Raw genomic sequence first — 13,654 nt, 5'->3', positions numbered from 1 at the left:
GGTGAACCCGCGCCGACGCCCTCGACGCCGGAATCCGTGCCGCCCCGAACTAGGGCAGGTCGGCGAACCGCTCGACCTGGCCGGTCCGGCCCGCGATGACGATGACGTCGCCGTAGGTCAGCACCGTGTCGGCGCCGGCGTAGGTGAACTCCTCACCCGGGCTCTTGACGCACACCACCGTCACCCCGTGCTTGCGGCGCAGGTTGGTCTGCCCCAGCGGGACGCCGACGTACTGGCGCGGCGGGCGGGTCTTGGCCAGCGCGAAGTCGTCGTCGACCTCCATGAAGTCGAGCATCCGCCCGTTGAGCAGGTGGGCCACCCGCTCGCCCATGTCGTGCTCGGGCAGGATCACGTGGTGGGCGCCGACGCGCTGCAGGATGCGCCCGTGCTCGCGGCTGACGGCCTTGGCCCAGATGTCGTCGACCTCCAGCTCGGCCAGCAGGGAGGTGGTCAGGATGCTCGACTCCAGGTGGGTGCCGATGGCCACCACCGCCCGGTGGAAGTCGGCGACGCCGAGCTGGCGCAATGCCTCCAGGTCGGTGGAGTCGGCCGCCACCACGTGGGTGAGGCGGCCGGCCATGGACTGCACGATCTTGGCGCGGCTGTCGATGGCCAGCACCTCGGTGCCTCCGCGGGCCAGCTCCAGGGCCAGCGAGCCGCCGAAGCGGCCCAGGCCGATCACCACCACCGCGTCGTTCCTGCTGTCAGCCAACGATGGTCCTCTCCTCGGGCAGCTCGTAGCGGCGGGTACGCTCGCGCAGCGCGAGCGCGGAGAACAAGGTCAGCGGCCCCACCCTGCCGATGAACATCAGCAGCGCGATCAGCACCTGGCCGGGCGAGGCCAGCTCCGCGGTGACGCCGGCGGACAGGCCGGCCGTGGCGAACGCCGAGATCGCCTCGAACAGTACGAGCTCCAGGCGGTGGGGGGTGAGCAGCATCAGAAGATACGTCGCTCCCGCCGCCAGCGCCAGCCCCAGCAGCGCCACCGCCAGCGCCTGGCGCTGCACGCCCTCGCCCAGCCGGCGGCGGCCGACGTTGACCCGGCTCTCGCCGCGCAGCTCGGTCCACACGACGAAGGCCAGCACCCCGAAGGTGGTCACCTTGATGCCGCCGGCGGTGCCGGCGCTGCCGCCGCCGATGAACATCAGCACGTCGATGATCAGCAGGCTGGAGGGGTGCAGCTGGGTGATGTCGAGGCTGTTGAACCCGGCGCTGCGCGGCATCGTCCCGGTGAAGAAGCCGGCCAGGAGCCGGTCGTCGCGGTCCAGCGCGCCGAGGGTGGCGGGGTTGGACCACTCGGCGGCGGTGATCGTCAGCGTGCCGAAGACCAGCAGCAGCACGGTGATCGTCACGGTCAGGCGGGTCAGCACCGACCAGGTCCGCGGCCGCCGCCAGGAGCGCACCAGTTCGAACACGACCGGGAAACCCAGCCCGCCGACGATGACGGCCGCCGCGACCGGCAGGCAGATCCACGGGTCGGCGGCGAAACGGACGAGGCTGTCGGGCCACAGGGCGAACCCGGCGTTGTTGAAAGCCGACACCGCGTGGAAGACGCCCAGGTACGCCGCGCGGCCGAACGGCTCGCCGTAACCGGCGGAGAAACGCGCCGCCAGCACCACGGCGGTGATCACCTCGGCCGTCAGGCTGAACGCCACCACCTGGCCGATCAGGCGGCGCAGCCCGGTCAGCTGCATGGTCTTGGTCTCGGCCTGGGCCAGCATCCGGGCGCGCAGGCCCAGCCGCCCGGTGACCAGAACGGCCAGCAGGGTCGCCAGGGTCATGATGCCCAGCCCGCCGGCCTGCACGAGCACCAGGATGACGACCTCGCCCATGGGCGACCAGTGTTGAGCGGTGTCGACGGTGGCGAGCCCGGTGACGCAGACGGCGGAGGTCGCGGTGAAGAACGCGTCCAGAAGATCGGCGGGTCTGCCGTCGGTGGTGGCGAACGGCGCCGACAGCAGCGCGGTGCCGGTCGCGACGGCGGCGGCGAAGGCGGCGGCGACGACCTGCGCCGGATGCCGGAAGCCGGCCAGGACGGCCCGGGTGAGGCTGGAGCGCGTCATGGGCTCTTCGCTCCGGAGAAACGGGAGCGGATCCGGCGGGCCGTGCCGTACCAGGCGGGTGCGTCGTGCTCGTCGTCGAACGAGCGGGCCACGACGACGTCGGTGGAGGAGTGCAGCAGGATCGACAGCACGATCGTCACCGCCACCAGCTGGAAGACCTCCTGGGCGGCGGCGATGCCGGAGGCCAGCACGATCAGGCCGTAGACGACCGAGGCGAAGCCCTTGGGCCCGAACCACATCACCGCCGCGACCTCCCGGGTGGTGAGCCGGGAGCCGATGAAGGAGACCCAGATGGCCAGGGGGCGGGCCAGCACCAGGGCCAGGACGGCGAACAGCCAGCCCTGCCAGCCGACCGATCCCAGCAGGGCGGGGGAGATGAGCGCGCCGAAGACCAGCAGCGCCGCCAGCTTGAGCAGCTCGGCGATCAGCTCGCCGAACTGCTCGAAGGACTCGCGCTGACGCTCGCCGAAGGTGGCCACGGTGATGCCGGCGCAGAACGCCGCCAGGAACAGGTTGCCGTGCGTGACCTTGCCCAGCGCCAGCACCAGCAGCCCGATCGCCACGGCGTTGAGCGGCTCGTAGTGGTGGGAGGCGGCGAACCAGCGGCTGCTTTCCAGCTTGATCGCCAGCCACGGCACGGCGACGCCGATCAGCACGCCGACGCCCAGCTCCAGGGCCAGAGGGCCCAGGTGCAGGTCGCCGGAGCCCACCGCCACGGCCAGGAACACCATGACGAACGGCAGCGCCAGACCGTCGTTGACGCCGGACTCGACGTTGAGCAGCTGGCGCAGCCGGGGCGGCACCTTCTCGTTGCCGACGAGGGCGGCGGCGAACACCGGGTCGGTGGGCGCCAGGATCGCGCCGAGGAGCAGTGACTCGATCCAGCCCAGGCCCACCACGTAGTGGGCGGCCAGCGCGGTGACGATCAGGGTGAGCGGCAGGCCCCAGCCCAGCGCCCGGCCGGGCAGCCGCCAGGCGCCGCGCAGATCCTGCCAGCCCACGCGCATGCCGTCGGTGAAGAGCACCGCGAACAGCGCCAGCTCCGCGAGGGTGGACACCACCTCGTCGCCGGCGGCCAGGGGCACCACGCCCAGCACTCCGTCGCCGAGGACGAACCCGGCGACCAGGAACAGCGCGGCCGTCGACAGGATCGTCCGGTTGGCCAGGCTGGAGATCAGGACCGCGAGAAGCAGGAGCGCGGCGAACGCGAGAAGCAGGACCATGAGGTGTCTTCCAGGGGTGGCGGACAGGGTGCAGGCACGCCGACCAGACTTCCCGGCACTCCGCCGCACACCCTAACAACTCCGCCGCCACGGCCACGACATCACCCCGGACCCGCCCGCCCCGGACCGGGCGTGCCGGACTCGATCCCGGAGCGGGCGGGAACCGCCCCGCGGGCGGATGGCCCGCCGAGGGACGGCTTCCGCCCGGGGACGACGCGGGCCGCGGGTCAGCGCAGCGGCCGGAAGAAGTCCCGGATGTCGTCGGTGAGCAGGCCGGGGACCTCCATCGCGGCGAAGTGGCCGCCCCGGCCGTACTCCGACCAGTGCCGGATCCGCCCGTGCGGGTCCATCAGGCTCCGGATGGTGCTGTCGGCGGCGAACACCGCGACCCCGGTCGGCGGTCCCGCCGGCCCCTCCTGCCGCGGCTCCTGGCCCGCCTCGCGCCGGGCCTCCTGCTCGGCGTCGAAGGCCCGCCAGGCGCGCATCCCCTCGTACACCGCGTGGGCGGAGGAGGCGCCGGAGCCGGTGAACCAGAACAGGCTGACGTTGGTGAGCAGCTGGTCGCGGTCGACGGCCTCGTCGGGCAGCTCGGCGGCGGGGTCGGTCCACTCGTGGAACTTCTCCACGATCCAGGCGAGCTGGCCGGCGGGGGAGTCGCTGAGCGCGTAGGCCAGGGTCTGCGGGCGGGTCGACTGCAACGTCAGGTAGCCCAGGCCCTCGGCGCGGTACCGGTTGAACCGCTGCGCGCGGGCCCGGTCGGCCTCCGGCAGCGTCTCCGGGTCCAGCGCCGGGCCGAACGGCGGCGCGGCGCCGGTGCCGCTGAGGTGGACGCCGGTCACCCGCCCGGGGGCGACCATGGGCAGCATGCCCGCCACCCCCGAGCCGACGTCGGTGCCCTGCGCGCCGTAGCGCTCGTATCCCAGGAGGCTCATCAGCTCCGCCCAGCGGCGGGCGACGCCGAACAGGTCGAAACCGTCCTCGCCGACGGGGTTGGAGAAGCCGTAGCCGGGCAGCGACGGCGCGACGACGTGGAAGGCGTCGGCGGGGTCGCCGCCGTGGGCGCGGGGGTCGGTGAGCGGGCCGATCAACCGGAGGAACTCCACCGGCGAGCTGGGCCAGCCGTGGGTGAGGATGAGTGGCAGCGCGTCCGGCTCGGGGGAGCGGGCGTGCAGGAGGTGGATCGTCTGCCCGCCGATCACGGTGGTGAACTGCGGGATCTCGTTCAGCGCCGCCTCCTGCGCCCGCCAGTCGAACTCGGTGGCCCAGTAGTCGGCGAGCTCTTCGAGGTAGCCGGCCGGGACGCCGCGGCTCCAGCCGTCGGAGGCCGGGCGGCGGCCGGGCCAGCGGGTACGGGTCAGCCGGGAGCGGAGGTCGTCCAGGTCGGCCTGGGGGATGTGCATGCGGAACGGGCGGAGGCCGCCGGTGGATGTCATGCGGCCGACGCTAGGGACGATCGCGGAAGAACAGCTTCCGCGATCGTCCGGAGGGCGTGCCGCCGTACGGCTCAGCCCTGCAACAGGGAGCGGCCCAGCCAGTCGGAGGGGTCCTTGACCCCGGGCAGGGCGAAGAAGTAGCCGCCGCCGGTGGGGGAGATGTAGTCGACCAGCGGCTCGCCGACGAGGCGTTCCTGGGTGGCCTCGAACTGCCGCTCCACGTCCTGCTGGTAGCAGCGGAACACCAGCCCCATGTCGAGGTTGCCGACCTTGTCCACACCCCGGTTGTAGTTGTAGCCGCGCCGCAGAGTCGTCAAGGGCCGTCCGGCCTCCGCGCGGGCGGCGTCTGGTACGGTGACCGTCCCAGGTGATGATCGACCGAAGGAGGTGAGCCCCATTCCGCTGTTACAGGCCGGGTGCTCCCTCCGCACGCCGTACGGCCCCTCCGAACAGAGGTGACGGCGGGAGCGCCCATCGGCGTTCCGAAAGGCTGTCCCGTGTCGGTTTCCCCTTCATCCTTCTCTTCTTCCTCGCCGTCCCGTTCCGCCGTCGCCGGCAGGCTCCGCTCGGCCGGCTGCGTCTTCGCCGAGGACGAGGCGGACCTGCTCATCTCCGCCGCCCGCACCCCGGACGATCTGGCCGCCATGGTGGAGCGGCGCGTCTCAGGACTGCCGCTGGAACACGTCCTGGGCTGGGCGGAGTTCTGCGGCCTGCGTCTCGCCGTGGAGCCGGGGGTCTTCGTGCCGCGTCCGCGCTCGGAGTTCCTCATCCGCCAGGCCGCCGCCCTGACCCGTCCCGGGGCGGTCGTGGTGGACCTGTGCTGCGGCTCCGGTGCGCTGGGGGCCGCGCTGGCCGCGGCGCTGGGCCGGGCCGAGCTGCACGCCGTCGACGTCGAGCCCGCCGCGGTGCGCTGCGCCCGCCGTAACCTCGCCCCGCTCGGCGGCCGGGTCCACGAGGGCGACCTGTACGGGCCGCTGCCGGACGATCTGCGCGGCCGCGTCGACGTGGTGATCGCCAGCCCGCCGTACGTGCCCACCGCCTCGATCGGGCTGCTGCCGCCGGAGGCCCGGCTGCACGAGCCGGCGGTGGCGCTGGACGGCGGCGCCGACGGGCTCGACGTCGCGCGGCGGGTGGCCGCCGCCGCGCCGGGGTGGCTGGCCCCGGGCGGATGCCTGCTGATCGAGACCGGTGAGCGGCAGGCCGCGTCCGCCGCCGAGGCCGTCACCGCCGCCGGGCTGGCCGCCCGGGTGGCCCACTGCGACGACCTCGACGCCACCGCCGTCATCGGCGCCCTCCCCGCCTGAGCCCGGATCCGCGCGGATCCGCGCGGATCCGGGATGGACCCGCGCGCCGGATTCCGCTCCGGCGCGCGGGTCCCGCAGCGCCCTGAACGATGAGCTCGCGGATGAACCCCGCGAGTGCGGCGAAGACGCGCATGATCCGGCGCCGTTCCGGCCGCGAGCCGCCGCTCATCGATCTTGTTCAGGAGCCGTCTTTTCTCGATGCCGGACGCTTCTCGTCCGCGGGAGTGGCAGGCGCGCCATTCATTTGTCAAGCTGGCTTGACGTCAAGCTGTCTTGACGCAATACTCGGATCATGTTCACTCCTGACGATCTTGAATGTCGGCTCACGTTGCCGACCGCGGCTGCGCGCCATGACGCGCTACGAACTCGTGAGATCCTCGCCCCGCCGGCAAACGAACAGGTCCGGCACCGGGGCGGAGGTCACCGGGAACGGGACGGCGCCGAGGCGGCGGCTGCACGCGCGCTCGTCGGCGGGACCGAATCGCAGGAGACCGCCGAATGAGCGGACACGACGAGGGAGGAATCCGGCCCTTCGTCCTGGACGTCCCCCAGGAGGAGTTGGAGGACCTGGCCGCTCGCCTCGCCGCGACCAGGTGGCCCGACGATCCCGTCGGCGACTGGTCCCAGGGAGTGCCGGCGGCCTACCTCAGGGAGCTGACCGAGTACTGGCGAACCACCTACGACTGGCGGGCGCAGGAGGCACATCTCAACCGCTTCCCGCAGTTCACCACCACGATCGACGACGCCAACGTGCATTTCCTGCACATCCGCTCCTCGCAGGCCGATGCCCTTCCCCTGCTGATCACCCACGGCTGGCCCGGATCCATCGTCGAGTTCCTCGACGTCATCGAGCCCCTGACCGATCCCGGGGCCCACCGCGGCGACCCGGCCGACGCCTTCCACCTGGTCATCCCGTCCATCCCGGGATACGGGCTGTCCGGCCCCACCCGGGAAGGCGGCTGGGACATACCGCGCGTGGCCGGCGCCTGGGCAGAGCTGATGAGGCGCCTGGGTTACCATCGCTACGGCGCCCAGGGCGGCGATTGGGGGCACGCGATCACACGGGAACTGGCCGTCATCGACGCCGGCCACGTCGCCGCGATCCACCTCAACACCCTTGTGACGCTCCCTCCCAGCGACCCGGCCGAAGCCGCGGAGCTCACCGACGACGACAGAGAACGGCTTGACCGGCTGATACGAGCCGAACCGGAGATGTCGGGCTACGCGAAGATCCAGGGCACCCGTCCGCAGACACTGGCCTACGGGCTCACCGACTCCCCGGCCGGGCAACTCGCCTGGATCGTGGAGAAGTTCAAAGAGTGGACGGACTGCTCCGAGGCGCCCGAAGAGGCGATCTCTCGCGACCGGCTCCTGACCAACGTGATGCTCTACTGGCTCACCGCGACGGCCGGGTCATCCGCCCGCCACTACTGGGAGCACGCCCACTCCACCCGTCCGCCCCGCACCGGGCCCCTGACGACACCCACCGGCGTGGCGGTCTTCGCCGCCGACCTGGCCCGTCCTGTCCGGCGACTCGCCGAACGGAACGACAACATCGTCCACTGGTCGGAGTTCGATCGAGGCGGACATTTCGCCGCGATGGAGGAACCAGACCTGTTCGTCGACGACGTCCGCGCCTTCTTCCGCCTGTTCCGATAGTGGCCGGGGGTCGGGGACAGGGCTCAGCAGGCGGATGCCCGACAGGCATGCCGAGGGCCGTGCGGCTCGCTGAACAGGAAAAACGAGACCCGTCCCCGAACCGGAACGAAGATCGGTCTCCTGCCGCCGATTCCCGTTCCGATCCTTCCCGAGGGCCGTATCCTGGAGTAGTAAACGATAGGTTGCTATCGTTTTCGGCGGATGATCACTCGCGACGAGTCCCGGGAGATGGCATGAGCGAGTCCATGACGTTGCCGCTGCACATGCGGCGGGCGGAGTTCGACCCCGCCCCCGAGCTGGCGGCGATCCGCGACGAGGAGGGCGTGCGGAAGATCAAGACGATCTTCGGCGTCGACGGCTGGCTCATCACCCGCTTCGCCGACGTGCGCGCGGTGCTGGGTGACGCCGAGCGGTTCAGCAACGCCCAGCAGGTGGTCTTCCGCATGCCCGGCATGCCGCAGCGCACCGACGAGGAGATCGCCGAGCTGCGGGCGGGCAACCTGCTGGCCTTCGACCCGCCCGAGCACACCCGGCTGCGGCGCATGCTGACGCCGGAGTTCACCGTCCGCCGGATGCGCAGGCTGGAGCCGCGCATCCACGAGATCGTCACCGAGCACCTGGACGCCATGGAGCGCACCGGCCCGCCCGCGGACCTGGTCACCGACTTCGCGCTGCCGATCCCGTCGCTGGTCATCTGCGAGCTGCTGGGCGTGCCGTACGGCGACCGGTCCGACTTCCAGCGGCGCAGCGGCCGGATGCTGGACCTGTCGCTGTCCCCGCAGGAGCGGGCGGCGGCGTCGCTGGAGTCACGGGCCTACATCGGCGAGCTCGTCTCCCGGGCCAAGGCCGACCCCGGCGACGACCTGATCGGCATGCTGATACGCGAGCACGGCGACGACCTGACGGACTCCGAGCTCGCCGGCATCGGCAGCCTGCTGCTGCTCGCCGGCCATGAGACCACCTCCAACATGCTCTCCCTCGGCACGCTGGCCCTGCTGCGCCACCCCGCCCAGCTGGAGCTGCTGCGCAAGGAGCCCGAGCGGATCGACGCCGCGGTGGAGGAACTGCTGCGCTGGCTCAGCATCGTGCACTCCGGCATGACCAAGGTGACCACCACCGACGTCGAGGTGGCCGGGCAGCGCATCCCCGCGGGTGAGATCGTGATCTGCGCCCTGCCCGCCGCCAACCGCGACCCCGCCCTGGCCGCCGACCCCGACCGGCTCGACATCGGCCGCGACAGCCTGGGGCACGTCGCCTTCGGCCACGGCGTGCACCACTGCCTGGGGGCGCCGCTGGCGCGGATGGAGATGCGCATCGCCTTCCCCGCCCTGCTGGAACGCTTCCCCGGCCTGCGGGAGGCCGACCCCGAGCCCGCCTTCCGGTCCTTCAACGTCGTCTACGGCCTCAGCTCTTTTAAGGTGGCCTGGTGAGCGAAGAAAACAAGCCCGTCCGCATCCGGGCCGACCGCGAGGTGTGCATCGGAGCCGGCATGTGCGTCATGACCGCCGAGAAGCTCTTCGACCAGGACGACGACGGCGTGGTGGTGCTGCTGGAGCCGGAGCCACCGGCGCAGTACGCCGACCTCGCCCGCCGGGCGGTGCGCGCCTGCCCCTCCGGCGCGTTGTCCCTGGTGGAGGACTGACCGCTTTTCCAGGCGGTGGCCGGGGCCCGCGCTCCGGCCACCGCCCGGCCGTACTGCCGGCGACAACATGAACACTGCTAGCGTTCAGGATGTGCGAGGGCAGGGACGCCGGGCCGATGCGCTCCGCAACTCCGACAGGATCGTCCGCGCCGCGATCGCGGCGCTGTGCGAGACCGGCTCCGCGGCGCCGCTGGAGGAGATCGCCCGGCGGGCCGGGGTCGGGATCGCGACCGTCTACCGCCGCTTCGGCGACCGCGAGGGCGTGATACGGGCCGCGTTCCACACCTACTTCGCCGAAGAGGTCGAACCGCTCGCGCTGGCCGCCCGCCGGGCCGCCGACCCCCGGCGGGGGCTGGCCGACGCCCTGGCCGCCACGGTGGACACCCTGGCCGCCCACCGGCCCCTGCTCGCCGCGGCCCACGAGACCGGCGCGTTCTCCGTCGGCATCGCCGAGCGGTTCATGGGCCCCCTCGGCGACGTGCTGGCCGACGCCCAGCGGCGCGACCTGGTCCGCTCCGACCTGATGGTCCGCGACCTCGCGGCGATGGTGGTGATGGTGCTGGCCACCGTGCACGCCGACGACGCCGGCCACGCCGACCCCCGCCGCTACCTCGCCCTGCTGCTGGCCGGCACGCTGCCCTCGGCCGACCCGCTCCCCGGCCCCGCCCCCACCGGCCTGCTCGACTCCTCGCTGAAGCGCTCCGGCCCCTGCGAGCACTGAGACCCGCCCCCTGTCCCCGTGACATCGTCACGCGGCGCGCCGGAAGGAGACGGTGGTCTCATCGTTTCGGGCGTGCCGGGTATCGGTCACGGACTGCGGGGATGCGCCTGGCCGGCACCGTGGCCGGCATAGGTGACAGCGAGATCGATGGTGGGCAGGTGTGCCGCGACCTGGTCGGGTGTCCACCCGCGGGAGCCGAATGCCGTCTCGTGGGTGACGATCCGGTAGATCAGAGCACGGATCAGCATCTGGCCCCAGGCCGGCAGATGCGACCAACGGGCGGCCAATGCGGGTGAAGCGCCGTACCAGCACAATGCATCGGCCACCGCGACCGCTGCCGCCCAGGATGCGGGACGCCAGTAGACGGACCAGTCGATGATCGCCGGTGGTCGGCCGTCCGCGAACAGCACGTTGCCGGGCAGATCCCCGTGAACCGCTTGCGAGACGAGATCGACCGGGCGGCGAGCGCCCACCAGCGGCTCCAGCAGGCTCAGGGCCGGCGGGCATGCCCGGATGGGCAGTTCCTCCCATGCGACACGGTCACCGATGGACCAGGGATCGTCGCGGAGGTCCAGGAATCCAGGACGGGGCAGGCTCGCGATGGCCGTGTGAAAGGCGATGCCGGCGCGCAGCACATCATCCTGACGCCCGACATCCGGGACGCCCTCGATGAGCCGGGACGCCTCCCAGCCGTCGACCACCCATGCCCCGTCCAGGGCTCGAACGGGGCGGGCGACTCTGAAGTCGGCCGAGCCGGGCAGGGCGGTGAGCACCTCCGATCGCCAGAGGGTCTCCGCCAGGAACTCCACGGGCTTGAGGACCACCTGATCGGCTCGCCAGCTGTTCCCCTTGCCGCCTGGCAACACCGCTGGATCAGCGCGGATGCCGAATGCCGCGAGGACCGCTTCCGGGGGCCGCGAAACCGAAGGTGCCACACTCAAGATCGTAGAGTCTTCGGCCGACGGGTTCGTGGCGCACAGGCCGCTGTCACCCTCAGCTGCTGACAGCGGTCCCACACCGCAGCCGGGAGTGCCGAAGGTCAGGAGCGGCGCGGGTCGTGGTTCCGGAACTCGGCCAGGCGGACGCCGCTGCGCGGCAGCAGGGGAATCCCGCTGCCGGAGTCCAGCACCACCCGGTGGCCCAGGGGCTCGCGCAGCGTCACGCCGATCAGGTCGGTCTTCCCCACCGCGGGACAGATCTCCACGTCGTCGGGCCGGACGTCGACGTCCACGACCACCACCTCGGGCGTCTCGTGGACGCGCGCACCGTACGTCGTGTCGCAGACGCCGTGCAGGTAGCTCAGCCGGAGCTCGGTCGGTGTGCGGACCTCGTAGGCGCTCACCTCCTGGACTCCGCCGTCCAGCGGCCGGGGCGGTCCGCCCATCGCGGCCGGGTCCACCGCCACCCGCCGGAACGGCTCCGGCACACCCCGCACGGTGAAGTCCCACGTCGGCACCCGTACGTCTCCCCGGCTGCTGGGCATGGTGGCCTCACCCCGCGCCACCGCGACCACGCGCAATGGCCGGCAGCCTTCGGCCGGGCACTTCTCGTCGGCGAAGGACTTGGGCTTGCTGAGCCCGGCGTAGGCGACCGCGGCCGTCAGGACCGGCACGCTCAGCGTGCCCCCGTCGGCCCAGCGCAGCTCGGCCGGGGCGGGCGCCTCGACCGGGAGCACGGTCTCCAGCCTCCAGGCGCTGTTGATAGCGCTCCGCCCGACCCAGCGGGGCGTGTGCTCCCAGTCGGGCTCCAGGGTCAGGTTCCGCAGCGGGACGAACCCCGCGGTCCAGGGCCCGCGCTCCGCCGAACGCCGCCAGTGGTCGGCGACCTCACGGGCGCGGTCGGTGAACTCCTCGGCGGTGACCGGTGCCCGCGCGGCCCCACAGGCCGTCGCGAGCAGGACAAGCACCGCGGCCGCAAGCACCCTCATGATCAGTAGACGTGCCGGCGGGCGGCCCGGTTCACTCGGCAGAACTACGTACGGCACACGATCGGCTCATTGCTCCGCACTGGTCGCGGACTGGTCGCCCGCGCCTGTACGTGAAGACCGCTCTCGGGGCGTCTTTGCTCGGGACGACTCAGGCCTCCGTGGGGGAAGGCGCCCCGGGGGACCGCTGGAGGTCGATCCGGTAACGCCGCACGGCGCCGAGTTCGGTGTCCCGGACGCCTTCGAGGACGCCGCCGCAGCGCTCGATCGTCCTCGCCGAGGCGGCGTTGCCGGCCGCGCAGACGATGAGCACCTCGCCTATGCCGAGCGTTCGCGCCTCATCGAGCATCCTGCCCAGCGCCCAGGTGGCCAGCCCGCGCCGGCGCGCCGACGGGCGGATGCCGTAGCCGATGTGGCCGAGCCGTCGCACCACCTCGCCGTCCCCGTGCCGCAACGCGATCCCGCCGAGCACCCGGTCGCCTTCGATGATCCACCGGTACGCGCAGGCCACCCCGCCGGCATCCGCCTGGTCCGACTCACCGGTCAGCCGCGCCACCCAGGCCGCGAACCCGGCCGGGGAACCGACCTCGTCGGCCGGCAGAAGTCCGAAACCGTCCTCGTGGACGCCGGGGCCCCATTCGGTATGCGCCTCAAGCCAGGCGGCGTGGAGCCGGGTGGTGGGCGCGATCAGCTCGGGCACATGGCGACGATACCGATCCAGGTCGTGCATCGGCGCGGTCGAGGGTAGGCCGTCGATCTCGGCCGGCCGTTGAAGAGCGGCTGGCCGAGATCGGTCGCCGCTACCGGACTGCGGGCTTTCTGCCCTGCGACCATTGCCGCGAACTCGCCACTTCTTCTTCCGAGCGGGTACCGCTCCGCCTCGACCTCAACGGTCGAACCGACGACGAGGACCGGCCCGCCCGGCGGCGACAGGTCGGCCGGCCCTTCAGCCGACATGGCGATGGGCCTCATCCCGGCGCGGCTACAGGCTGCCCGGGGGCTCCGGGCTTCGGTCCGGAGCTGAGATCATGCCGCTGTGACCGAACCGGTGGAACATGTCGACGATCAGGACCGTGTGCTGGGCGTCGTCAGCCGGGATGATGCGGTCCGTCATGGCTGGCTGCACCGCATCGCCACCACTGTCTGCCGTGATGAGCCGGGAAGGTTCCTGGTGTGCCGGCGGGCTGAGGGATTGTCCAGATATCCCGGCTACTACGAAGTAACCTTCGGCGGAGCCGTCGGGGTGGGGGAGTCTTATCAGGCGGCGGCCGCGCGCGAGATCGCGGAGGAATTAGGCGTCGACGTACCGGTGCGTGAAGTGGTCAGGTTCCTGTGCCATGGCGAGATCGCCTCGTACTGGCTCGGGGTGCACGAAGCGGTCATCACCGGCGACGTCTCTCCCGATCCCCATGCGGTGAGTTGGGCAGGCTGACTGACGACCGCCGAGTTGAGCGAAGCCGTGAGGTGGCATCGGTTCATTCCGGACGGGCAGGAGGCGCTCCGCCGGTACCGGTCCAGTAAGTCTGGCATCGCGGAGCGTCGCCAAAGCTCATGATCACGCGGATTCGTCGTCAGATACGGCGCCAACCGGGCTAGTAGTGCTTTGTTAGGTGGTTAGGGCGGCCGTCTGCGGCAGGTCGGGCATCGGCCTGTCCAGGCTGCCAGCAGGGCCTGCAGCTCCTTGA

At 71.9% G+C, this 13,654-nt stretch carries 16 protein-coding genes; 7 read left to right on the top strand and 9 right to left on the bottom strand.

Going from position 1 to position 13,654, the window contains the following annotated elements; all coding sequences use genetic code 11:
- Positions 1-49: 49 nt before the first annotated feature.
- The 5 genes from ACZ6W9_RS33175 to ACZ6W9_RS33155 all read right to left on the bottom strand — a co-directional run bounded on the left by ACZ6W9_RS33175 (position 50) and on the right by ACZ6W9_RS33155 (position 5,117).
- Positions 50-712: a potassium channel family protein gene (locus ACZ6W9_RS33175; RefSeq protein WP_362944454.1), complete on the bottom strand. Its 663-nt coding sequence runs from the start codon at positions 710-712 to the stop codon at positions 50-52.
- Positions 705-2,063 (bottom strand): TrkH family potassium uptake protein, encoded by a 1,359-nt coding sequence (locus tag ACZ6W9_RS33170; protein ID WP_389968457.1) that lies wholly within the window; start codon positions 2,061-2,063, stop codon positions 705-707. The genes ACZ6W9_RS33175 and ACZ6W9_RS33170 overlap by 8 nt, the downstream gene beginning before the upstream one ends.
- Positions 2,060-3,286, bottom strand: a complete 1,227-nt coding sequence (locus ACZ6W9_RS33165; protein WP_389968455.1) for a cation:proton antiporter — start codon at positions 3,284-3,286, stop codon at positions 2,060-2,062. The genes ACZ6W9_RS33170 and ACZ6W9_RS33165 overlap by 4 nt, the downstream gene beginning before the upstream one ends.
- A gap of 227 nt (positions 3,287-3,513) precedes the next feature.
- A complete protein-coding gene (locus ACZ6W9_RS33160; protein WP_470121293.1) occupies positions 3,514-4,719 on the bottom strand; it encodes an epoxide hydrolase family protein in 1,206 nt (401 codons plus the stop codon).
- Positions 4,720-4,790: 71 nt separating this feature from the next.
- Positions 4,791-5,117, bottom strand: coding sequence for a hypothetical protein (locus tag ACZ6W9_RS33155; protein WP_470121291.1), 327 nt, complete (start codon positions 5,115-5,117; stop codon positions 4,791-4,793).
- Positions 5,118-5,216: 99 nt separating this feature from the next.
- Between ACZ6W9_RS33155 and ACZ6W9_RS33150 the strand changes: the two genes are divergently transcribed.
- The 6 genes from ACZ6W9_RS33150 (at position 5,217) to ACZ6W9_RS33125 (ending at position 10,045) form a co-directional block, all read left to right on the top strand.
- A complete protein-coding gene (locus ACZ6W9_RS33150) occupies positions 5,217-6,023 on the top strand; it encodes a putative protein N(5)-glutamine methyltransferase (RefSeq protein WP_389968449.1) in 807 nt (268 codons plus the stop codon).
- 292 nt (positions 6,024-6,315) lie between these two features.
- Positions 6,316-6,525 carry a hypothetical protein gene (locus ACZ6W9_RS33145; RefSeq protein ID WP_470121289.1) on the top strand — a complete coding sequence of 70 codons (210 nt, stop codon included), beginning with the start codon at positions 6,316-6,318 and terminating at the stop codon, positions 6,523-6,525.
- Entirely contained in the window at positions 6,522-7,682 is a 1,161-nt protein-coding gene (locus ACZ6W9_RS33140; protein ID WP_389968445.1) for an epoxide hydrolase family protein, read from the top strand. The genes ACZ6W9_RS33145 and ACZ6W9_RS33140 overlap by 4 nt, the downstream gene beginning before the upstream one ends.
- A 233-nt stretch (positions 7,683-7,915) precedes the next feature.
- The gene (locus tag ACZ6W9_RS33135) at positions 7,916-9,112 is read left to right on the top strand and encodes a cytochrome P450 (RefSeq protein WP_389968443.1); all 1,197 of its coding nucleotides are present in this window, start codon (positions 7,916-7,918) and stop codon (positions 9,110-9,112) included.
- Positions 9,109-9,324: a ferredoxin gene (locus tag ACZ6W9_RS33130; RefSeq protein ID WP_362944429.1), complete on the top strand. Its 216-nt coding sequence runs from the start codon at positions 9,109-9,111 to the stop codon at positions 9,322-9,324. The genes ACZ6W9_RS33135 and ACZ6W9_RS33130 overlap by 4 nt, the downstream gene beginning before the upstream one ends.
- Before the next feature lie 91 nt (positions 9,325-9,415).
- Positions 9,416-10,045: a TetR/AcrR family transcriptional regulator gene (locus tag ACZ6W9_RS33125; RefSeq protein ID WP_389968441.1), complete on the top strand. Its 630-nt coding sequence runs from the start codon at positions 9,416-9,418 to the stop codon at positions 10,043-10,045.
- Positions 10,046-10,131: 86 nt separating this feature from the next.
- On the opposite strand, the gene ACZ6W9_RS33120 is transcribed toward ACZ6W9_RS33125, so the two are convergent.
- From ACZ6W9_RS33120 to ACZ6W9_RS33105, 4 genes are all read right to left on the bottom strand, one after another.
- A complete protein-coding gene (locus ACZ6W9_RS33120; protein ID WP_470121285.1) occupies positions 10,132-10,980 on the bottom strand; it encodes a TIGR02569 family protein in 849 nt (282 codons plus the stop codon).
- A gap of 104 nt (positions 10,981-11,084) precedes the next feature.
- Positions 11,085-11,972 (bottom strand): hypothetical protein, encoded by an 888-nt coding sequence (locus tag ACZ6W9_RS33115; protein ID WP_389968437.1) that lies wholly within the window; start codon positions 11,970-11,972, stop codon positions 11,085-11,087.
- Positions 11,973-12,120: 148 nt separating this feature from the next.
- Positions 12,121-12,669, bottom strand: a complete 549-nt coding sequence (locus ACZ6W9_RS33110) for a GNAT family N-acetyltransferase (RefSeq protein WP_389968435.1) — start codon at positions 12,667-12,669, stop codon at positions 12,121-12,123.
- Positions 12,657-12,941, bottom strand: coding sequence for a hypothetical protein (locus ACZ6W9_RS33105; protein WP_389968433.1), 285 nt, complete (start codon positions 12,939-12,941; stop codon positions 12,657-12,659). The genes ACZ6W9_RS33110 and ACZ6W9_RS33105 overlap by 13 nt, the downstream gene beginning before the upstream one ends.
- A gap of 64 nt (positions 12,942-13,005) precedes the next feature.
- Between ACZ6W9_RS33105 and ACZ6W9_RS33100 the strand changes: the two genes are divergently transcribed.
- Positions 13,006-13,401 (top strand): NUDIX domain-containing protein, encoded by a 396-nt coding sequence (locus ACZ6W9_RS33100; protein WP_389968431.1) that lies wholly within the window; start codon positions 13,006-13,008, stop codon positions 13,399-13,401.
- The last annotated feature ends 253 nt before the right edge of the window (positions 13,402-13,654 follow it).

The sequence above is a fragment of the Streptosporangium sp. NPDC053982 genome (genome assembly GCF_055585205.1).
The sequence above is the reverse complement of the archived record's forward strand: the minus strand, read 5'-3'. Positions and strand labels throughout refer to the sequence as shown.